The sequence below is a fragment of the Streptomyces jumonjinensis genome (assembly GCF_009600885.1).
Taxonomy (GTDB): Bacteria; Actinomycetota; Actinomycetes; order Streptomycetales; family Streptomycetaceae; genus Streptomyces; species Streptomyces jumonjinensis.
Genome location: NZ_VCLA01000188.1, coordinates 7,418 through 28,391, shown reverse-complemented (window position 1 = coordinate 28,391; position 20,974 = coordinate 7,418). Strand labels below are relative to the sequence as shown.

At 70.6% G+C, this 20,974-nt stretch carries 18 protein-coding genes; 5 read left to right on the top strand and 13 right to left on the bottom strand.

Annotated elements, in window-relative coordinates:
* Positions 1 to 52: 52 nt before the first annotated feature.
* The 4 genes from FF041_RS29505 to FF041_RS29490 form a co-directional block, all read right to left on the bottom strand.
* Positions 53 to 739 (bottom strand): ABC transporter ATP-binding protein, encoded by a 687-nt coding sequence (locus tag FF041_RS29505; RefSeq protein WP_153525632.1) that lies wholly within the window; start codon positions 737 to 739, stop codon positions 53 to 55.
* 40 nt (positions 740 to 779) lie between these two features.
* Complete coding sequence (locus FF041_RS29500) at positions 780 to 1,349, bottom strand: PadR family transcriptional regulator (RefSeq protein ID WP_153525631.1); 570 nt, start codon at positions 1,347 to 1,349, stop codon at positions 780 to 782.
* A gap of 87 nt (positions 1,350 to 1,436) precedes the next feature.
* Positions 1,437 to 1,715, bottom strand: coding sequence for a hypothetical protein (locus tag FF041_RS29495; RefSeq protein WP_153525630.1), 279 nt, complete (start codon positions 1,713 to 1,715; stop codon positions 1,437 to 1,439).
* Positions 1,661 to 2,596 carry an SPFH domain-containing protein gene (locus FF041_RS29490; RefSeq protein ID WP_228388710.1) on the bottom strand — a complete coding sequence of 312 codons (936 nt, stop codon included), beginning with the start codon at positions 2,594 to 2,596 and terminating at the stop codon, positions 1,661 to 1,663. The genes FF041_RS29495 and FF041_RS29490 overlap by 55 nt, the downstream gene beginning before the upstream one ends.
* 464 nt (positions 2,597 to 3,060) lie before the next feature.
* Between FF041_RS29490 and FF041_RS29485 the strand changes: the two genes are divergently transcribed.
* Positions 3,061 to 5,316: a transglycosylase domain-containing protein gene (locus FF041_RS29485; RefSeq protein WP_153525628.1), complete on the top strand. Its 2,256-nt coding sequence runs from the start codon at positions 3,061 to 3,063 to the stop codon at positions 5,314 to 5,316.
* 147 nt (positions 5,317 to 5,463) lie between these two features.
* Here FF041_RS29485 and FF041_RS29480 read toward each other — a convergent pair whose 3' ends face one another.
* The 4 genes from FF041_RS29480 to FF041_RS29465 form a co-directional block, all read right to left on the bottom strand.
* Positions 5,464 to 6,948, bottom strand: coding sequence for a catalase (locus FF041_RS29480; protein ID WP_153525627.1), 1,485 nt, complete (start codon positions 6,946 to 6,948; stop codon positions 5,464 to 5,466).
* 200 nt (positions 6,949 to 7,148) lie between these two features.
* Positions 7,149 to 9,023 (bottom strand): SpoIIE family protein phosphatase, encoded by a 1,875-nt coding sequence (locus FF041_RS29475; protein WP_323371712.1) that lies wholly within the window; start codon positions 9,021 to 9,023, stop codon positions 7,149 to 7,151.
* A gap of 367 nt (positions 9,024 to 9,390) precedes the next feature.
* Positions 9,391 to 10,068, bottom strand: coding sequence for a cytidylyl-2-hydroxypropylphosphonate hydrolase (gene fomD, locus FF041_RS29470; protein ID WP_153525626.1), 678 nt, complete (start codon positions 10,066 to 10,068; stop codon positions 9,391 to 9,393).
* A gap of 44 nt (positions 10,069 to 10,112) precedes the next feature.
* Positions 10,113 to 11,507: a class II fumarate hydratase gene (locus FF041_RS29465; protein WP_153525625.1), complete on the bottom strand. Its 1,395-nt coding sequence runs from the start codon at positions 11,505 to 11,507 to the stop codon at positions 10,113 to 10,115.
* 146 nt (positions 11,508 to 11,653) lie between these two features.
* On the opposite strand from FF041_RS29465, the gene FF041_RS29460 reads away from it, so the two are divergent.
* Positions 11,654 to 13,192: a ricin-type beta-trefoil lectin domain protein gene (locus FF041_RS29460; RefSeq protein WP_153525624.1), complete on the top strand. Its 1,539-nt coding sequence runs from the start codon at positions 11,654 to 11,656 to the stop codon at positions 13,190 to 13,192.
* Positions 13,193 to 13,262: 70 nt separating this feature from the next.
* Here FF041_RS29460 and FF041_RS29455 read toward each other — a convergent pair whose 3' ends face one another.
* On the bottom strand, positions 13,263 to 14,933 hold the full coding sequence (locus FF041_RS29455) for a fumarate hydratase (RefSeq protein ID WP_153525623.1): 1,671 nt from the start codon (positions 14,931 to 14,933) through the stop codon (positions 13,263 to 13,265).
* 463 nt (positions 14,934 to 15,396) lie between these two features.
* Between FF041_RS29455 and FF041_RS29450 the strand changes: the two genes are divergently transcribed.
* Both FF041_RS29450 and FF041_RS29445 read left to right on the top strand, forming a co-directional pair.
* Positions 15,397 to 16,077, top strand: coding sequence for a DUF1707 SHOCT-like domain-containing protein (locus FF041_RS29450; protein ID WP_323393056.1), 681 nt, complete (start codon positions 15,397 to 15,399; stop codon positions 16,075 to 16,077).
* 183 nt (positions 16,078 to 16,260) lie between these two features.
* A complete protein-coding gene (locus FF041_RS29445; protein ID WP_323371714.1) occupies positions 16,261 to 16,614 on the top strand; it encodes a WhiB family transcriptional regulator in 354 nt (117 codons plus the stop codon).
* A gap of 104 nt (positions 16,615 to 16,718) precedes the next feature.
* Here FF041_RS29445 and glpX read toward each other — a convergent pair whose 3' ends face one another.
* Positions 16,719 to 17,750, bottom strand: a complete 1,032-nt coding sequence (gene glpX, locus FF041_RS29440) for a class II fructose-bisphosphatase (protein WP_153525622.1) — start codon at positions 17,748 to 17,750, stop codon at positions 16,719 to 16,721.
* Positions 17,751 to 17,933: 183 nt separating this feature from the next.
* Between glpX and FF041_RS29435 the strand changes: the two genes are divergently transcribed.
* Complete coding sequence (locus FF041_RS29435; RefSeq protein WP_153525634.1) at positions 17,934 to 18,467, top strand: DUF4245 domain-containing protein; 534 nt, start codon at positions 17,934 to 17,936, stop codon at positions 18,465 to 18,467.
* A 76-nt stretch (positions 18,468 to 18,543) separates the two neighbouring features.
* Here FF041_RS29435 and FF041_RS29430 read toward each other — a convergent pair whose 3' ends face one another.
* The 3 genes from FF041_RS29430 to xseA form a co-directional block, all read right to left on the bottom strand.
* Entirely contained in the window at positions 18,544 to 19,134 is a 591-nt protein-coding gene (locus tag FF041_RS29430; protein WP_153483764.1) for a malonic semialdehyde reductase, read from the bottom strand.
* 183 nt (positions 19,135 to 19,317) lie between these two features.
* Entirely contained in the window at positions 19,318 to 19,575 is a 258-nt protein-coding gene (locus FF041_RS29425) for an exodeoxyribonuclease VII small subunit (protein ID WP_153525621.1), read from the bottom strand.
* Positions 19,576 to 19,651: 76 nt separating this feature from the next.
* Positions 19,652 to 20,866: an exodeoxyribonuclease VII large subunit gene (gene xseA / locus FF041_RS29420; RefSeq protein ID WP_153525620.1), complete on the bottom strand. Its 1,215-nt coding sequence runs from the start codon at positions 20,864 to 20,866 to the stop codon at positions 19,652 to 19,654.
* Between the last annotated feature and the right edge of the window lie 108 nt (positions 20,867 to 20,974).

The window sequence follows — 20,974 nt, the reverse complement described above, 5'->3', positions numbered from 1 at the left end:
CGCGGGTCCGTGGTGCTCGGTGTGCGAAGTCCGGGTCGCGGGTCCGTGCTGCTCAGAGTGCGTAGTCCGGGTCGCGGGTCCGTCCGTCGCGTACGACGATCTCCCGGTCCGAGTAGGCGGCGACCCGCGGCTCATGGGTGACCAGCACGACGGCGGCGTTCGTGGTCCGCGCCGCCTCGGTCAGCAGCTCCATCACTCGCTCGCCGCTGTAACTGTCCAGCGCTCCGGTCGGCTCGTCGGCGAACACCACCCGGGGCGAGGTGACCAGCGCGCGGGCGACCGCGACCCGCTGGCCCTGGCCGCCGGAGACCTCCCCGGGGCGCTGGCCGCCGATGCCCGCGACCTCCAGCCGCTCCAGCCACTGGGCCGCGGTCGCCTCGGCCGCCCTGCGCCGCACCCCGGCCAGCCGCAGCGGCAGCGCCACATTCTCCGTACAGGTCAGCTCCGGCACCAGCTGGCCGAACTGGAAAACGAAGCCGAACTCCGTACGCCGCAGCGCGCTGCGCTCCCGGTCCGTGAGCGCGGTGAGATCGCGTCCGGCGTAGCGGACGGTGCCCGACTCCGGCGGGACGATCCCGGCGAGACAGTGCAGCAGGGTCGATTTACCGGAGCCGGAGGGGCCGAGGACGGCGACGACCTCGCCCGGGTGGATCGAGAAGGAGGCCCCGTCCAGGGCGGTGGTGCGGCCATAGCTCTTGTGCAGGTCCTCGGCGACGAGGAGAGAGCCCGCGGGGATCATCGGCGGGGTTCCTTCCGGGGGCGGGCGGGCCGTACGGGGGTCATATGCCGGTCTCCTTCTCCCGCGCCGCTCGCGAGGAGTCCGGCAGCGTGCCCAGCTCCGCCGCCAGCCGCTCCAGCCGCGCCGAGGTCAGCTCCAGCCAGCGCAGATCCGCCTCCAGATGGAACAGGGCGTGATCGCAGATGAGCTGGTCGGCGAGATCGCCCCTGTGCTTGCGCTGGGTCAGGATCCGCATCAGCCGCAGATGCTCCGCCCGCTGGAGGTCCAGCAGTTCGGCCGCGGACCGTCCGGTGAGCAGTGCCAGTACGACCTTGGTGTACAGCGTCGACTGAAGATAGGGCTCGGGTCTCTCGGGCTGCGCGAGCCAGTGGGAGACATCGGTGATCCCGGCCTCGGTGATGGCGTAGCGCTTGCGCTCGGGGCCGCCGCCGGCCTCGATGCCGTCCACTTCGACCAGCCCGTTCTTCAGCAGCCGGGACATGGTCGAGTAGACCTGCCCGTAGTGCAGCGGCCGGTCGTGCCCGAACTTCTCGTCGAAGGCGCGCTTGAGGTCGTAACCATGGCGCGGTCCGGCTTCCAGGAGCGCGAGGAGGGTGTGACCGATCGACATGTCCAGCACTGTACGTGGTGGGAATCCGGCCCCGTGCGGGGATGTACGGGAGGACTCGCGTCCCGGGGCGCGAGTCCTCCCCTGCCGTCAGGGGGCGTCCGGCGGCGGTGCGGCCGGCTTCGGCGGCCGGCCCCGCTTGGCGATCGGCGCCACACCGCCGGGCAGCCGCCCGGACTCCGCCAGCGCCCGCCTCAGCAGAAACTCGATCTGCGCGTTGGCGCTCCGCAGTTCGTCCGAGGCCCACCGTGCCAGAGCCTCGTACACCACCGGGTCGAGCCGCAGCAGTACCTGTTTGCGCTCCGGCGGGGGCGTCACTGGTAGAGGGTGCCCGTGTTGAGGACCGGCTGGGCCGAGCGGTCGCCGCAGAGCACCACCAGCAGATTGGAGACCATCGCGGCCTTGCGCTCCGGGTCCAGGTCCACGATGTCGCGCTCGGCGATCCGGGCGAGGGCCTCCTCGACCATGCCCACGGCGCCGTCCACGATCTGCCGCCGGGCCGCGACCACCGCGCCCGCCTGCTGGCGCTGGAGCATCGCGGAGGCGATCTCCGGGGCGTAGGCGAGGTGGGTGAAACGGGACTCGACGATATGGACGCCGGCGGCCTCGACCCGGGCGTGCAGCTCCGCCGCGAGCTTCTCGGTGATTTCCTCGGCGTTGCCGCGCAGCGAGAGACCGCCCTCGTCATGGGCGTCGTAGGGGTACTCGATGGCGATGTGCCGCACCGCGGCCTCGGTCTGGGTGGAGACGAACTCCACGAAGTCGTCCACCTCGAAGAGCGCCTGCGCGGTGTCCTCGACCCGCCACACCACCACGGCGGCGAGCTCGATCGGGTTGCCGTACGCGTCGTTCACCTTGAGCACCGCGGTCTCGTGGTTCCGCACCCGGGTGGAGATGGTCTCCCGCGAGGTGAGCGGATTGACCCAGCGCAGTCCGTCGGTGCGGCTCGTGCCCCGGTAGCGGCCGAAGAGCTGGACCACCCGGGCCTCGCCGGGCGAGACGTTGTTGAGCCCGCACATCGCGAGGAACGCGGCGACGCCGACGACCGATCCGGTCAGGATCATGGCGACCTTGAGGCCGGTCGCGGAGACCACCACCCCCAGGAAGACGAGCAGACCGCCGAGGGCCAGCCCGACGAGCCCCAGCAGCAGGGCGAGTCCACCGCCGATGTTGCGCGCCGGGAACTCGGTGATCCTCTCCCGCTCCGCTCTCCCTCGCACCGGCGTCTCCGGTATGCCGTCTGCCGTCATCGCGCCGTGGGTGGCGGTCATGGTGCTCCCCCGTCATCTCTGGGCCCATGGCCCGGCTGCTCCCGATGGGATCCATCGGGTCGCTAGCTCTTGGCTAGCAATCTGATTACACATTATCGGATGTCGCCACCTTCTGCCGCCGCCCGCCATGGGGTGGTTTCACGAGTGAGGTGCTGATTGTCACGTCGGGAAAATCCCTATGGATCGACTTTTGTCGGAGCGAGCGGTGTTATTTTTCTGAGCTCCCCCTGGTCGCTTTCCGTGGCTCGCGCCCATGGTCCGAACCGCCTGTGGTCCGAACCGCCTGTGGTCCGAACCGCCTGTGGTCCGGACTGCCTGTCGTCCGGACCGCCCCTGGTCCGAACCGTCTCGGGGACGCGGGAACACCGAGAGCGGGCGGCGGCACCGGACCTACGGCGTCGGCGGACGAGACCGAAGAACCGAAGAGCGGAGCGGAACGAGCGATGGGCCGAGCGGAGGCGCGACGGGCGCGGGAGCGCGAGACGCGGAATGCCAGGAAGGCCGGCAAGGCCGGCAGAGCCGGCCAGCTCAAGGGCGTGCGGCGCTTCTTCACCTGGAAGAAGGTCCTCGGCACCTTCACCGGCCTCTGTCTGCTCGTCATAGGCGCGTTCTACGCCGTCTATGTGATGACGCCCGTGCCCGAGGCCAATGCCGAGGCCAAGCTCCAGAGCAATGTCTACAAGTACAGCGACGGCTCGATCCTCGCCCGTACCGGCAAGCTCAACCGCGAGATCGTCCCGCTGTCGGAGATACCCAGGGACGTCCAGCTCGCCTTTGTCGCCGCGGAGAACAAGAGCTTCTTCAAGGACTCCGGGGTCGACCTCAAGGGCACCGCCCGCGGGCTGCTCAACACCGTCATGGGCAAGGGCAAGCAGGGCGGCTCGACCATCACCCAGCAGTACGTCAAGAACTACTACCTCAGCCAGGACCAGACCCTCAGCCGCAAGCTCAAGGAACTGGTGATCTCCCTCAAGGTCGACGGGGAGAAGAGCAAGGACGAGATCCTCGCCGGTTACATCAACACCAGCTACTACGGGCGCGGGGCCTATGGCATCCAGGCCGCCGCCCAGGCTTATTACGGTGTCGACGCCGCCGAGCTGACCCTCGCCCAGGGCGCGTATCTCGCGGCCCTGCTCCAGGCCCCCAACCAGTACGACTGGGCCATCGCCTCCGAGAAGGGCAAGGCGATGGCGACCGACCGCTGGCACTACACGCTGAAGAACATGGTCGAGGAGGGCTGGCTGGAGGAGTCCGCCCGCGCCGAGCTGGAGTTCCCCGTACCCGATGCTCCCAAGGCCGCCCCCGGCATGGAGGGGCAGACCGGCTATCTGGTGGAGGCGGCCAACGCCGAGCTGGCGGCCCAGGGCATCAGCGAGGAGGACATCGAGGCCGGCGGCTGGACGATCACCCTCAACATCGACAAGAAGCGCCAGCAGGCGCTGGAGCAGGCCGTCGACCAGGAGCTGGAGGCGAAGCTCGACCGCACGGGCGACAAGAAGCACGCCACCGTCCAGGCGGGCGCCACCTCCGTGGACCCGGAGACCGGAGAGGTCGTCGCCCTCTACGGCGGCACCGACGCCACCGAGCACTGGCTCTCCAACGCCACCCGCCGCGACTACCAGCCCGCGTCGACGTTCAAGCCCGTGGTGCTGGCCTCCGCCCTGGAGAACGAGGCGGTGACCCAGGACGGCGACCCCATCACCCTGAACACGATCTACGACGGCGACAGCAGACGTCCGGTCGAGGGCAGCGACACCCCCTTCGCGCCCGAGAACATCAACGACCAGCACCATGGGCCGATCACCGTCCAGGAGGCCACCGACAACTCGGTGAACTCCGTCTACGCGCAGATGATCGTCGATGTGACCCCCGCCGAGACCAAGAAGACGGCGCTCGCCATGGGGATGGAGGACGGCGCCGGCTGGCCGGAGCGGCCCGCCATGTCGCTGGGCACGATGAACGCCTCCACCTGGGACATGGCCGGGGTGTACGCCACCCTCGGCAACCACGGCAAGAAGGTCGCCCCGACCATCGTGAAATCCGCCGAGCACCAGCTCCGCGAGCCCGTGCTGAAGGACGCCGTGGGCGGCCAGGCCATCAGCCGGGAGACCGCGGACACCGTCACCGCGGCGCTGCGGAGCGTCGTCGAGAAGGGCTCGGGCCAGGCGGCTGCGGGCGGCTACCAGGCCGCAGGCAAGACCGGCACCTCGGAGAACAACAAAACGGCCTGGTACGCGGGGTACACGCCCAAGCTGGTGACCGTCGTCGGCCTCTTCGGCGAGAAGCCGGACGGTACCGGCCAGGTCACCCTGACCGACACGATCAACGAGGGCCGCGCCAACGGCGGCGGCATCCCGGCCGGCATCTGGAAGGCGTACACCTCCGCCGCGCTCGGCGCGGACGCGGGCGCGGCGTTCGACCTGGAGGTCAAGGAGCCCGCGGCGCCCCAGCCGCCCCCCTCCGCTCCGCAGTCCGTCGCCCCGTCGCCCTCCACGGACGCGCCCGCGCCGCCGCCGGAGCCCGAGCCGGACCCCTCCACCTCGGCCTCGACCTCCCCGTCGCCCTCCACGACGGAGTCGGCCGACCCTTCGCCGTCCCAGAGCAGCAGCTCCGCGCCCCGGCCGAGCCAGTCGTCACCGTCCTCGCCCGCCCAGCCGGGCAGACCGGCGGAGCAGGGCGGATACGGCTTCAGGCCCTGACGGGCGGTCCTCCGGCAGCCGCCGATGCGAACGGCACCCGCGGTCCCATGCGTACGGCGCCCGCGGTCCCATGCGTACGGCGCCCGCGGTCCCGGTGGTGAAACCGGGACCGCGGGCGCCGTCGTGTCAGCGCTCAGCGCTCAGCCTTCACAGACCTCCATTGACCTTCTTGGCGATCCGGTCGCCGATGTCCTGGTCGATATTGCGCCAGTACTCGAACGCCCGGTCGAGAATCGGCCGGGTCACTCCCTGCTTCAGATGCCCGGCGACATTCGAGACCAGCCGCTCCCGGGCCGCGTCGTCGAGCACCTCACGGACCTGGGTGCCCGCCTGGCCCCAGTCGTCGTCCTCGGCGTGCAGCGTGTAGGCCGCGTGCACCATCTCGCCCTCGCTGTACCAGCCCGCCGTCTTGCCGTAGTGCGCCACATCCGCCGCCGGGCCGCCGAAGGAGTTCGGCGCGTACGGCATCGAGGCGTTCGACGGCACATACCGCATCGGGCCGTCCTTCGCGTAGGAGTTCACCGCGGAGTGCGGGCGGTTGGGCGGCAGCTGGGCGTAGTTCGGGCCGATCCGGTACCGGTGGGTGTCCGGGTACGAGAACAGCCGCCCCAGCAGCATCTTGTCCGGCGAGGGGCCGATCCCGGGCACCAGATTGGAGGGCTCGAAGGCGGCCTGCTCGATATGGACGAAGTAGTCCTCCGGGTTCCGGTTGAGGGTCATCCGGCCCACATCGATCAGCGGGTAGTCGCCGTGCGGCCACACCTTGGTCAGATCGAAGGGGTTGAAACGGTAGTCCGGCGCGTCGTCGAAGGGCATGATCTGCACCTTCAGGCTCCAGCTCGGCGCGTCGCCGGACTCGATCGCCCGGTGCAGATCGCGGCGGTGCACGTCCGCGTCGGTCCCGGCCAGCTCATCGGCCTCCGCCTGGGTGAGGAAGTCGACGCCCTGGTCGGTCTTGAAGTGGTACTTCACCCAGAACTTCTCGCCGCCCGCGTTCAGCCACATATAGGTGTGCGAGCTGTAGCCGTTCATGTAGCGGTACGACTTCGGGATGCCCCGGTCGCCCATGAGCCAGGTGACCATATGGGCGGACTCCGGGGAGAGGGTCCAGAAATCCCACTGCATCTCGTTGTTGCGCAGCCCGGTGGCCGGATGGCGCTTCTGCGAGTGGATGAAGTCGGAGAATTTGGTCGCGTCACGGATGAAGAAGATCGGCGTGTTGTTGCCGACCATGTCGTAGTTGCCCAGCTCCGTGTAGAACTTCAGCGCGAACCCGCGCGGGTCCCGCCAGGTGTCCGGGGAGCCCTGTTCACCCGCGACCGTCGAGAAGCGGGCCAGCATGTCGGTGCGCTGGCCCGGCTGGAAGAGGGACGCCTTGGTGTACTGGCTGACGTCCTCGGTGACTTCGAAGAAGCCGTACGCTCCCGCTCCCTTGGCATGGACCACCCGCTCGGGGACCCGTTCCCGGTTGAACTGGGCCATCTTCTCGATCACATAGTGATCCTGGAGCAGCATCGCGCCGTCGGGTCCGACGGTGAGCGAATGCTCGTCGCTCTCCACCGGAACACCGGCGTTGTTCGTGGTGTACGGCACCTTGCGGGATGTCTCGGTCACGAGCGTCCTCCCGTCCATGGGGGTGCGGATGTGGTCGCTTCGGCCGCGTACCCCCGTCAACTCCGCCGACACTCTGTCGGCAACATATGGACGGATTCCGGCCCTGGACGCGGTACGGGCACGGCGGCACCCCACGCCGGACGGCGTAGGGCGTCTCACCGTGCCCGTAGGCATACGCTCCGCGGTCAGGGTCGGGTCAGGGTCGGGTCAGTGCTGGGTCAGGGCCGGGTGGGCAGCTCGAACCAGACCACCTTTCCGCTGGACAGCCGGGTCGCCCCCCATCTCCTCGCCAGCCGGTTGACCAGGAAGAGACCCCGGCCGCCCTCGTCGGTGTCCCGTGCCTTGCGCTGCCGGGGCAGCTGCGGGGAGTCGTCGCCGACCTCGCAGCGCAGTACGTCCGTACGGAGCAACCGCAGCGTCACCGGCCGTTCCGCATACCGCACGGCATTGGTGACCACCTCGCTGACCAGCAGTTCCACCCCGTCGCTGAGCTCCTCCAGACCCCAGCGGGAGAGCGCCCTGCGGGCCAGCCTGCGGGCCCGGCCCGGCGCGGCGTCCTCCGGTTCGAGGAACCAGTAGGCGACGTCGCTGGGGGCGATCCCGTCGAAACGGGCCGCCAGCAGCGCGATGTCGTCGTCCCGGTCGCCCGGACCGAGCATGTCCAGGACGTCGTCGCAGAGCGCCTCCAGCGGGGGCGAGTGGTCCGGCCCGGTGAGCTGAGCGGCGGCGGCGAGCCGCTCCCGCAGCTGCTCGATGCCGGTCCACACATCCCGCAGCCGGGACTCGACCAGGCCGTCCGTGTACAGCAGCAGGGTCGCGCCCGCGGGGGCGTCCAGCTCCACGGCCTCGAAGTCGACCCCGCCGACCCCGATCGGCGCTCCGGGCGGCACCCGCAGCACCTCGGCCCGCCCGCCCAGATGCAGCAGCACCGGCGGCGGGTGACCCGCGTTGGCGATGGTGATCCGGTGCGAGACCGGGTCGTACACCGCGTACATACAGGTCGCCATCCGGTCCGTGCCCAGCCGCTGGGCCTGCTCGTCCAGATGGTGGAGGACCTCCTGCGGCGGCAGATCCAGACCGGCCAGGGTCTGGGCCGTGGTCCGCAGCTGGCCCATGATCGCGGCCGAGGTCATCGAGTGGCCCATGACATCGCCCACGACCAGCGCCACCCGGCTGCCGGGCAGCGGAATCGCGTCGTACCAGTCGCCGCCCACCCGCGCGGTCTCGGCCGCGGGCAGATAGCGCGAGGCCAGCCGTACGCCGGTCGGCTGCGGCAGCGAGTCCGGCAGCATGGTGCGCTGGAGCTCGTCCGCGATATACGCCTCACGGCCGTACAGCACGGCCTTGTCGATCCCGAGCGCCGTATGCGTCGCGAGCTGGGCGGCGACCAGCAGGTCGTTGGGCTCGAACGCGGGCCGGTCGGGCCGCCGGAGGAAGACGGCGGCGCCGATCACCCGCCGGCGTCCGCGCAGCGGGGCGAGGATGGCGCGATGGCCGCCCGGCACCGTCCGGTCCGCGCCCAGCAGCTCGGGCAGCGCGGCACGGGCCGCCGCCGAGTCGCCGAAGACGGGCCGCACCCCGCGCAGCACCTCCGACAGCGCTCCGCCCGCCCGCACCTCGCACAGCTCGGCCGCCGGGGTGAGGTCGTTGTGCGGATCGACGACGGAGATGGGCGCCATGGCCCCGAAGTCGGCGGTGTCCTCCGCTAAACGCAGCCGGTCGGTACGGCGCAGCCGTAGCACGAAGGGGGTGACCGGGCGCTCGTCGCCCACCGGCAGCGGATCGCGCAGATAGACCAGGATCGCGTCGGAGAACGTGGGCACCGTCGCCCGGCAGAGCCCCAGCACGATCTCGTCCAGGTCTATGCCGCGGGCGATCCGGCGGGTCGCGGCGCCGACGAAACGCAGTCTGTCCCCTTCGCGCCGGGCCGTCGCCGCGAGGTCCGCGAGGTCCTGCGGCGGCCCGTTGGGCGTGGGGACGGCCGGCCCGGGCACGGCCGGGGACCCGGCCGCCTCGGCCCTCGGCCGGGTGCGTTCCTGCGGCCGGGCAGCCAAGGGCTGCCGGCCTTCGTGGGAGGTGGGCTGCTCCGTCACGCGTGGGCTTCCGTCCGTCTGGGCCGGGTGTGCGATGCGAACGCCTCGTGAGGCGGTATACCCGCTCTGCGGGTGGCGTCGACAGGGTGGCGGGCATCCGGCACGGCTCCACCCCCTAGAAGTGACTCGTGATGACTTACGGTCAGGTCCGTTGCTGCGCTCAATGGTTACCGAACACCTGCCGAACGGCGCAGTCCCGCGGACGACGATCCTACGTTTGCCCCCAGGGGGCGTATCAAGAGTCTCATGACGCCGTATGCGCCGGAACGTGTTCCTCGACGGGAGTCGGACATCTTGCGCGCGGGGGAGGGGACGGCGAGGGGGCCGGGGCGCGGGCGCGCGGCGGCCGGCGCGGCCGGGGCGGCGCTCATGACGCCAGCCGCTCGGGGGTGCTGCCCCAATCCGGGGGAAGCTCCGGAACGCGCCAGCCGGGATCCGGCCGCCAGTGCTCCCAGCCGTCCGAGAACGGCGCTCCCCAGGCGCTGATGACCTCCACCGCGGCCTGCCCCGCCGCCCGCACCCGGCGGGCCTTCGCGGGGCTGATCAGGCCCGCCCGCTGGGCCTCGGCGAACTCGTCCTCGTCGCGCCAGAGCCAACTGCGGTCGGGGTAGACCGAGATGTCCAGAAAATGATCCTCGGAGTCGATACCGCCAGCCCATCGGGTGCGTGGCTCCTCCAGGTTGACGTACCAGCTCTTGAACTCCCAGCCGGCCCCCCAGAACAGCCAGACCGACCAGGGTTCGCCGGGCCGGGCCAGCTTGAGCACGCCACTGCCGAACCAGCGGTCGCGCATCACCGTACGCGGCGCGGTGTAGCGGGTGGCCAGCGGCTGCTGGTGGACGGGAGTGCCGTCCGCGAGCACCGGCTTGACGCACTCGGTGCCCGGCGCCATCCACACCGCGAGTATCTCCTCGGTGTCCTGGACGACGGTCACCGGGCGGCAGATCTGGACGCGCCGGCCCGCCAGGTCCGGGGCCTGGCCGCGATAGCGCCAGAGGATATGGTCCCCGGGCGTCCAGCGTTCAATGCGTTCCGTGCCTGTCATGAGCAGATTTTAGGAGTACGGTCCCGATCGCGCAGCGATCCCGCTCATGGACGCGTCATCCGGAGTACGTCCAGGGCCTCGTCGAGCTGCTCCAGGGTGAGGTCGCCGCGTTCCACGTACCCCGAGTCCAGGACGGTCTCGCGGATCGTGCGGCGCTCGGCGAGCGACCTCTTGGCGACCTTGGCGGCCTCCTCGTAGCCGATGTACTTGTTGAGCGGGGTGACCACGGACGGCGAGGACTCGGCGTACTCCCGGGCCCGTTCGGCGTTGGCGGTGATGCCGTCGACCGTGCGGTCCGCGAACAGCCGGGAGACGGCGGACAGCAGCCGGACGGACTCCAGCAGATTCTTCCCGATCACCGGGAGCATCACATTGAGCTCGAAGTTCCCGGCGGCTCCGGCGACGGCGACGGCGGTGTCGTTCCCGGTCACCTGGGCGGCGACCATCAGCACCGCCTCCGGGATCACCGGGTTGACCTTGCCCGGCATGATCGAGGAACCGGGCTGGAGGTCGGGGATGTTGATCTCGGCGAGCCCGGTGCGGGGGCCGCTCGCCATCCAGCGCACATCGTTGGCGATCTTGGTCAGCGATACGGCGATGACGCGCAGCTGGCCGGAGGTCTCCACCAGGGCGTCCCGGGCGCCCTGCGCCTCGAAGTGGTCGCGGGCCTCGGTCAGCGGCAGCCCGGTCGTGCGGGCGATCTCGGCGATCACGGCCGGGGAGAAGCCGGGCGGGGTGTTGATGCCGGTGCCCACCGCGGTCCCGCCGAGCGGCAGTTCGGCGAGCCTGGGCAGGGCGGACCGGAGCCGCTCGACGCCGTAGCGGATCTGGGCCGCGTACCCCCCGAACTCCTGCCCGAGGGTGACCGGGGTGGCGTCCATCAGATGCGTACGGCCGGACTTGACCACCTCGGCGAACTCGGCGGACTTGCGCTCCAGGGACGCGGCGAGATGCTCCAGCGCCGGGATGAGATCGCCCGTGACGGCGGCGGTGGCGGCGATGTGGATGGAGGAGGGGAAGACGTCGTTGGACGACTGGGAGGCGTTGACATGGTCGTTGGGGTGGACCGGTCGGCCCAGCCGCTCGGCGGCGAGCGTCGCCAGCACCTCATTGGCGTTCATGTTCGACGACGTGCCGGAGCCGGTCTGGAAGACGTCGACCGGGAAGTGCTCGTCCCAGCGGCCCCCGGCGACCTCGGCGGCGGCCCCGGCGATCGCGTCCGCGATGTCCGCGTCGAGCACCCCGAGCTCCGCGTTGACCCGGGCGGCGGCGCCCTTGATCCGGGCGAGCGCCTCGATATGGGCCCGCTCCAGCCGCTGTCCGGAGACCGGGAAGTTCTCCACGGCCCGCTGGGTCTGGGCCCGCCATTTGGCGTGCGCGGGGACCCTGACCTCGCCCATGGAGTCGTGCTCGGTGCGGTAGTCGTCGCCGTCGGTCATGGCTCTGCTGTCCCTCCTGACTGGGTTGACCGGGTTCCGGCGGGGCCGGGCCCGTCGACGAGTTGAGCTCTTCTTCTGCCGTGGCTATTCCCCTCTGCGCTACCGGCCAGTAAATACCTGTCTCAACCACTCACCCAGGAGGCGCGATGAGACACACCCGACACCGGTGCCGCAGGACGGTCGCCACGGTCGCGGCACTGGCCGCGGGATTACTGGGGGCTGCGGTCCCCACGACGGCCACGGCGGCCTCGGCGGCCTCGGCGGCCGAGCCCAGGGGAGCCGTCTCCGTGCCGCTCCCGCCCGAGCTGGAGACCGTCCGCGCCGCCGAGGCCGAGAAGCTGTACGGCAACCCCGCCGAACGCCCGCTCGCCGAGCGCAGAACCGGGCTGATCTCGCTGGGCGACAGCGAGATCTCGGGCGAGGGCGTCGGCGCTTACGAACCCGGCACCGACGGGCCGCCGGGCAACTGGTGCCACCGCTCGCCCGAGGCCGCGATCCACCGGACCGGGATCGCGGCCGACGAGACGTACAACGTCGCCTGCTCCGGGGCGTACACCGGCAACATCCGCATCGGCGGCGGCAAGCAGTACGCCGATGAGCTGGTCCAGAGCGATCAGCTCGCCATCAAGGCGCGCAACACCCGCATCAAGATGATCCTGCTGGTGGCGGGCGCCAACGACGATCTCCAGTTCTCCCCGGTGATGACCGACTGCGTCACCCGCTATGTCACCCTTCAGGGCCCCTGTGAGCAGAAGTACGCGTCCGGCTGGCAGGCGCGGGTGGACGCCCTGGTCCCCAAGGTCGAGGGCACCGTCCGCGATCTGCGCACGGTGATGCGCGACGCCGGATACGCGGACGGCGACTACCAGCTGGTGGTGATGGGCTACCCGAGCCCGGTCGGACCGGACTTCCGGGACAACCCGAACTTCCCCGGAAAGCTCGCCTGCGGCGGTCTGGGCTACGACTCCGACACCGCCTGGGGCCGGAACGCGGCCGTGCCCGCCTTCGCGCGCGGGATGCGCGAGGCGGCCCGCGCCACCGGGGCGGTCTATCTCGACAACTCACGGCTCTTCCACGGCCATGAGGTCTGCACCGAGAACACCTGGGTACGGGGCCTGTACATCGACGTCACCCGCCTCCCCTGGGACGCCAACTCGGTCCGCCAGTCCTTCCACCCGAACGCGCGCGGCCACGCGGCCTTCGCGTCCTGTCTGACCCAGCTGTACGCCTCCGGGCTGCGCGAGGCGAGCTGCGCGGACACCGCCTCCACCGGGCGGCCGGTGCTGTACGCGGGGGCCTGGGACGACCTCTACCGCCCGCTGCGGAACGAGGCGACGGGCGGCTGCGCCGATGTGTCCGGCTCGGTGACCCGCAACGGGACCGAGGTGGTGGGCTGGGAGTGCCACGGCGGCCGTAACCAGGGGTGGTGGCACGACCGGGAGCGCGGCTCGCTCCACACCGAGCTGTCGCAGGACCGCTGTCTGGACGTGCCGCGCGCCGACTACCGGGCCGGGGCGGCCCTGATCGTCTGGGACTGCTCGGGGGCGGGGAACCAGCGCTTCGTCCGGGACGGCGGCACGATCCGCCCGGCGGAGGCGCGGGGGCTCTGTGTGACCCATGCCTCGGCACGGGAGGCGCTGCGGCTCCAGCCGTGCTCGGGGGCGGCGAGCCAGCGCTTCGCCTGAGGCGGGGGCGGGCGGGCGCCGGACGGGCCGAGTGCTTCGGCCCGTCCGGCGTCCGGGTGCGTCGCGGGACTCAGCCCAGACCGGGGCCCCGCACCGGAATGGCGGTGAAGGTGGGCGCGGGCGCAGGCTCGGTGAAGAAGTCGTTCCCCTTGTCGTCCACGACGATGAACGCGGGGAAGTCCTCCACCTCGATCCGCCAGACCGCCTCCATGCCCAGCTCCTCGTACTCCAGGACCTCCACCTTCTTGATGCAGTCCTGCGCCAGCCGCGCCGCGGGCCCGCCGATGGACCCCAGATAGAAGCCGCCGTGCGTCCCGCACGCCTCGGTGACCTGGCGCGAGCGGTTCCCCTTCGCCAGCATCACCTTCGAGCCGCCGGCCGCCTGGAACTGATCCACATACGAATCCATCCGCCCCGCCGTGGTCGGCCCGAACGAACCCGAGGCATACCCCTCCGGGGTCTTGGCGGGCCCGGCGTAGTACACCGGGTGGTCCTTGAGGTACTGCGGCATCTCGTCGCCCGCGTCGAGCCGCTCCTTGATCTTCGCGTGCGCGATGTCCCGCGCCACGACCAGTGGACCGGTCAGCGAGAGCCGGGTCTTCACGGGGAACTTCGTCAGCTCCGCGAGCACGTCGTCCATCGGACGGTTGAGATCGATCCGCACCACGTCGGCGCCGTCCTCCGACAGATGCTCGTCGGTGGTGTCCGGCAGGAAGCGCGCCGGGTCCGTCTCCAGCTGCTCCAGGAAGACGCCCTCCGCCGTGATCTTCGCGACCGCCTGGCGGTCCGCCGAGCAGGACACCGCGATCGCCACCGGCAGCGACGCCCCGTGGCGCGGCAGCCGCACCACCCGTACGTCGTGACAGAAGTACTTGCCGCCGAACTGCGCGCCGATCCCGATGCGCTGGGTGAGCTCGAAGACCTTCTGCTCCAGCTCGTGATCGCGGAAGCCGTGCCCGGTGGGGGAGCCCTCGGCGGGCAGCTCGTCCAGATAGTGCGCGGAGGCGTACTTGGCGGTCTTCAGCGCGAACTCCGCCGAGGTGCCGCCGACCACGATCGCCAGGTGGTACGGGGGGCACGCGGCGGTGCCCAGCGAGCGGATCTTCTCCTCCAGGAACTTCATCATGGAGGTCTCGTTGAGGACCGCCTTGGTCTCCTGGTAGAGGAACGACTTGTTCGCCGAGCCGCCGCCCTTGGCCATGAAGAGGAACTTGTACGCGCCGCCGTCGGTGGCGTACAGCTCGATCTGCGCGGGCAGATTGGAGCCGGTGTTCTTCTCCTCCCACATGGTGAGCGGAGCCATCTGCGAGTAGCGCAGATTGAGCTTGGTGTACGCGTCGTACACACCGCGGGAGAGGGCCTCCTCGTCACGGCCCGCCGTCAGCACGTTCTGTCCGCGCTTGCCCATGACGATCGCCGTGCCGGTGTCCTGGCACATCGGCAGCACGCCCGCCGCCGCGATGTTCGCGTTCTTCAGCAGGTCCAGCGCCACGAACTTGTCGTTGGCCGACGCCTCCGGGTCGTCCACGATCCGGCGCAGCTGCGCGAGATGGGCGGGGCGCAGATAGTGCGAGATGTCGTGCATGGCCTCGGCGGCGAGCTTGCGCAGCGCCTCGGGCTCGACCTTGAGGAACGTACGCCCGTCGGCCTCGAAGGTGCTGACACCCTCGGCGGGCACCAGCCGGTACGGCGTGGTGTCCTCTCCCAGGGGGAGCAGATCTGAGTACGCAAACTCTGGCATGACGGCCATTCCTCACTCGGCAGACGTGGCGCTGGCAGCGGCACGCCCCCCAGCGTAGAACGCGCCCGGCCCGGGTTTCCGGTGAGGTAGGACTCAGTGAACGGCCACCGCGGGCCCCCTTCTGGGGGTACGGGCCCCCAGGGCCTGTCTGGTGGACCTTGCCGGGCTCGCGTGCCCTGGCACGCACGCTCTCCCCCGTAGCCCTGCGGGCACGGGAGGTGCCCCCAGCGTTGTCGTCAGTCGCCAATGGCCCCCTGTGCCTGGCGGCCCGGGTGGGGGTGCCCCCGGGCGAAGCCCAGGGGGAGTGCCCCCACCGCATGGACTTCCTCCTCCGCCTTGCGATCCGTCCCCTAGGCCCTGCGGGCCTGGGGAGACCCCATGCACCAGACCCCGCTCACTGATCCGGCCTGATCCACCAGACAGGCCCTAGTCGCGATCTATCGCGTTTCGATACCCTGACCCCGTGGACCTCGAAAAGCAGCCTCCCAAGCCCGTCGTCCCCGCTGAGCCCGGCGCCGCCGCCCGGGTGTCCGATGCCCTCCGGGCGTCCGACGCCGACCGCGACCGGATCGCGGACATCCTCCGGGACGCGCTGGCGGAGGGCCGGCTCGACCCCGAGGAGCACTCCGAGCGGATCGACGCCGTCCTCCGGGCCAAGACCGTGGGCGAACTCCAGCCGCTCATCCAGGATCTGCCCCAGGCCCGTAAGGCCCCGGAGACCGGGGCGTACTCCTACGGCGCCGAGGAGCAGACCGGGGCCGCGGAGAATCTGATCGCCGTCTTCTCCAGCTCCCTCCGTAAGGGCCGCTGGCGCGTCAGCCGCCGCACCAACGCCTTCGCGGTCTTCGGCAGCATCGAGATCGATCTCACCCAGGCGCTCTTCGAGCAGCGGATGACGGTGATCAACGCGACGTCGATCTTCGGCAATGTCGAGGTCCGGGTCCCGGAGAACATCACCCTGCGCGGCAATGGCAGCGGGATCTTCGGCAACTTCGAGGTGCGCACCCTTGAGGCGGTGGAACCGGACGCTCCGGTGGTGGTCGTCAACGGCTACTCGGTCTTCGGCAATATCGAGGCCAAGCCGAAGCGGGGGCGGCGGGTCGCCGATCTCCAGGACCGTATGCGCAAGTACTTCCTGGGCTGACGACAGGGTTTCCGGGGCGACGGCCGGGAAGGGCGCACCGCTCCTGTCCGCTTTTCGGCCATGAGCGCCGGTGCGCGGCTCCGGTGACCCGAACCGTGCGCCACTCAGTGCATAGGCGTGCGTACAGCGGGTAGGGAGAGCTCCATCGTCTCTCGCTCGCGAAGCCGTCGTCAGGAGTAGACCGTGCTGCAACTGTCGTACCAGTCCTTGCAGGTGACCGCTGTGCCCTCTCAGCGCGTCCCTGCCAGGGAAGATCAGGACGGGCCCTGGCACGCGGAGGCGGTGTGCCGTAGGGACGAGGCCGGACTGTTCTTCGCCCCCTCCAAGGAGCCGACGGCCGCGCGGCTGTCCCGTGAGGAAGCCGCGAAAAGAGTCTGCGCCCGCTGCCCGGTGATGGTCGAGTGCCGGGAACACGCACTGCTCCAGCCGGAGCCCTATGGAGTCTGGGGAGGGCTGACGGCGGCGGAGCGCCGGGTGGTGCTGGCGAGGCGGAGGCGGCGGGACGTCGAGGTGAAGAAGGCTCAGTCGGCGGCCTGAGTCGATGGCGTGCCACAGACCGAGGGGTCGCCCACCGCGCCTGGGGCGACCCCTCTCCGCTGTACTCCGACGCGGAGCGCTCTGTGTGGTCGAATGCGTGTGGTCTACTGCGCGCGGTCGAAGTCGATCTGGCTGTACGCCCGCAGCTTGGAGAGCTTGTGCGTGGAGTCGATCTGCCGGATGGTGCCCGACTTGGAGCGCATCACCAGGGACTGCGTGGTCGCCGTCTCCGCCCGGTAGCGCACCCCGCGCAGCAGCTCGCCGTCGGTGATCCCGGTCGCGACGAAGAAGACGTTGTCGCCCCGGACCAGGTCGTCCGTGAGCAGCACCCGGTCCAGATCGTGGCCCGCGTCGAGCGCCCGCTGCCGCTCGGCCGCGTCCTTCGGCCAGAGCTTGCCCTGGATCGTGCCGCCGAGGCACTTGATCGCGCAGGCGGTGATGATGCCTTCCGGGGTGCCGCCGATGCCCATGAGCATGTCGACGCCGGTGCCTTCGCGTACGGCCATGATCGCGCCGGCGACATCGCCGTCCGAGATGAACTTGATGCGCGCGCCGGTCTCGCGGATCTCCTTGACGATGCCGTCGTGGCGGGGCCGGTCGAGGATGACGACCGTCACATCCTCGGGCGATGACCGCTTGGCCTTGGCGACCCGGCGGATGTTGACCGAGACGGGGGCGTTGATGTCGACGAAGTCGGCGGCCTCCGGGCCGGTGACCAGCTTGTCCATGTAGAAGACCGCGGAGGGGTCGAACATCGCGCCCCGGTCGGCGACGGCCAGGACCGCGATCGCGTTGGGCATGCCCTTGGCGGTGAGCGTGGTGCCGTCGATCGGGTCCACGGCGATATCGCACTCGGCGCCGGTGCCGTCGCCGATGTGCTCTCCGTTGTAGAGCATCGGCGCTTCGTCCTTCTCGCCTTCGCCGATGACGACGACACCGTTCATCGAGACGGTGTGCACCAGGGTGCGCATGGCCTTCACGGCCGCGCCGTCGGCGCCGTTCTTGTCACCGCGTCCCACCCAGCGGCCGGCGGCCATGGCGGCGGCCTCGGTCACCCGCACCAGTTCGAGGGCGAGGTTGCGGTCGGGGGCCTCGGGTGAGACCTCCAGCTGGGACGGCAGGTTGTGCTCGGTCATCGGAGCGCACCTTTCTGTACGGCGACGGCCGGAACGAGGGTTTTGGCGGCCGGAATGAGGGTTTTGTGGCGGGGAATCCGGGGTCATCCCCCACAGAACACAGTATCCGCATGCCGACAGAATGAGCATGGGGGCCCACGTTTGAGCGCGCCATCTTGATGCGACGATGGGGGTGTGGCAGGTATGCGAGGCAGACAGACGGTCCGTGACATGGTTCTCTCGATGGTGGCCATCGGCGCCGTCGTCGGAGTGATCTATTTGTTCCTTCCGAACGACGAGGACGCCGACCCCGTCAAGGCGGTCGACTACGGCGTGGAGCTGGTGACGGCGCAGCGCGCGGCGCCCTATCCCGTGGTCGCGCCGGAGGGGCTGCCCGCGAGCTGGAAGGCGACCTCGGTGTCGTACAAGGGCTTCGAGGCGAACGCCTGGCATCTCGGGTTCCTCGACCCGGACCGGGAGTATGTCGCGGTCGAGCAGTCCACCGAGGCCAAGGGCAAGTTCATCCCGAAGGTCACCCACCGGGCCGAGGACACCGGCAAGACGCAGAAGGTGAATGGCGAGACCTGGCAGCTCTGGAAGGGCGAGAAGTACGACGCTCTGGTGCGCGAGGAGAAGGGCGTGACCACGGTGGTGACCGGGACGGCCGCGCCCGAGCGGCTGACGCAGATGGCCCAGGCGCTGGAGTCGAAGCCGGAGCCGCGGCCCTCGCGGGCCTGACCGGCTCCGGCCGGCTACGCACTGGGCCGCCGCACCTCATGAGCGAGGTGCGGCGGCCCGGTGCGCGGTGGCGGGATCAGACGGTGGTGACCACTTCGTCGAAGGCCAGCCGCGGGGAGCGCGGGAAGGCGGCGTCGGAGCCCGGCCGGCCGATGTTGACGATCATCACCGGGGTGTGGTCGTCGTCCAGGAACTCCTTCTGGACCCCGGCGAAGTCGAAGCCGGTCATCGGGCCCGCGGCGAGCCCGGCCGCGCGGACGCCGAGGATGAAGTACGCGGCCTGGAGCGCGGCATTGAAGCCGGCGTCCTTCTCGCGGACCGGGCGCTCCGTGTAGAAGAGGTCCTTGGCCTGCGGGAAGTGCGGGAGGAGCCGGGGCAGCTCCTCGTGGAACTCATTGTCGGCGGCGAGGATCGCGACGAGCGGCGCGGAGCCGGTCTTGGCTTGGTTGGCATCCCACATGTGGGGCACCAGGCGCTCACGGGCCTCCTCCGAGCGGACCAGGACGATCCGCAGCGAGTTCAGATTGAAGGCGGTCGGCGCGAACTTGACGAGCTCGTAGATCGCCTGGACCTGCTCATCCGTCACCGGCTCGTCGGTGAACGCGTTGGCCGTGCGGGCCTCGCGGAAGAGGAGGTCCTGCGCGGCGGGGTCGAGGGCGAGGGACATGCGGGCGCACCTTTCGGGGCATGGGGAGGTCAACGGGCGGTGCAACCGCAAGGTCATAGATTAAATTTCAACTAATTGCTGCCTGTGAGCGGCCTCACACCCCAGGCCGCCCCTGGCCTGCCGTTCCACCCCGCGCTCTCGATCTGACGCCCTTGGTCTGGCGCTCTTGCTTCCGCGCGGCGCTCAGTCCTTGTCGGGCTCCGCGCCCGCCGTGCCCGGACCCGCGCCCGCAGTGCCCGGACCCGCGAGGGCGGCGTCCAGGCGTGCCCGGGCCCCTTCGAGCCAGTGGCGGCAGACTCCGGCGAGCTCCTCGCCGCGCTCCCAGAGGGCCAGGGACTCCTCCAGGGTCGTACCGCCCGCCTCCAGCCGGCGGACGACCTCGATCAGCTCATCCCGCGCCTGCTCGTATCCGAGTGCGGTCCCGTCCGTGTCGGCGGCCATGATTCCTCCAGAGAGTCCTGTGTGTCGGTGGTGTACGCGGTGGGGCCGGAGCTCAGTCCGGAGCTCAGCCCGGGGCTCAGTCCGTGTCCGTGACCCGTACGGCGAACTCGCCCCGGGCCACCCGGGCGCGCAGCGCGTCGCCCGCCGCCACGTCGTCCGGTGAGCGCACCACGGCTCCGTCTTCGCGCTGGAGCACCGCGTAACCCCGGTCCAGGGTCGCGGCGGGCGACAGCGAGAGCACCCGGGCCCGGGTGTGCGAGAGCTCGGAGTCCGCCCGGTCCAGCAGATGCCCCAGCACCCTTCTGCTCCGGGCCAGCAGGGCGTCGGTCTCCGCCGCCCGCTCGTCCACCATCCGGTGCGGATGCTCCATCGACGGGCGGCCCAGGGCATGGGCGAGCCCCCGCTCCTCCCGGTCCAGCAGCGCCCGGACCGTCCGGAGCGAGCGCTCCCTGAGCAGCCGCACCCGCTCCAGCTCCTCGCCCACGTCCGGTACGGCCTTCTTCGCCGCGTCCGTGGGCGTCGAGGCCCGGACATCGGCGACCAGGTCGAGCAGCGGGGAGTCGGGCTCATGGCCGATGGCGGAGATCACCGGCGTACGGCACTCGGCGACCGCGCGGACCAGCTGCTCGTCCGAGAACGGCAGCAGATCCTCCACGCTGCCGCCGCCGCGCGCGACGATGATCACATCCACCTCGGGCAGCTCGTCCAGCTCCCTGACCGCCTGGACGACCTGGGAGACCGCGTGCACTCCCTGGACGGCGACATTGCGCACCTCGAACCGGACGGCGGGCCACCGCCGCCGCGCGTTCTCCAGCACATCGCGCTCGGCCGCCGAGGCCCGTCCGCAGACCAGACCCACCCGGTGCGGCAGAAAGGGGAGGGGTTTCTTCCGGTCGGCGGCGAAGAGGCCCTCGGCCCCGAGCGACCGCTTCAACTGCTCCAGCCGCGCGAGCAGCTCACCGATGCCGACCGGCCGTATCTCCACGGCCCGCAGTGACAGCTGCCCCCGGGGCGCGTACCACTCGGGTTTGGCGTGCACCACGACGCGCGCGCCCTCCGCCACGATGTCGGCGACGGCGTCGAAGACCTGCCGGTAGCAGGTGACGCTCACGGAGATGTCATAGGACGGGTCCCGAAGGGTCATGAAGACGACCCCCTGGCCGGGCCGCCGCGACAGCTGGGTGATCTGCCCCTCGACCCAGATCGCGCCCAGCCGGTCGATCCACCCGCCGATCAGCCGGGACCCCCCGCCCACGGGGAGGGGGGCGTCGGGGGATGTGTGGAGAGCCATACCGGCGAGAGTATCGGCCGCCTCCGACAACGCGCCCGACGGCGACCTTCTGCGCGAGGGGTCCGCGCTCCTCAGGGGCTGGGCCGACCGTTCCCCCGTAGTCGGGTT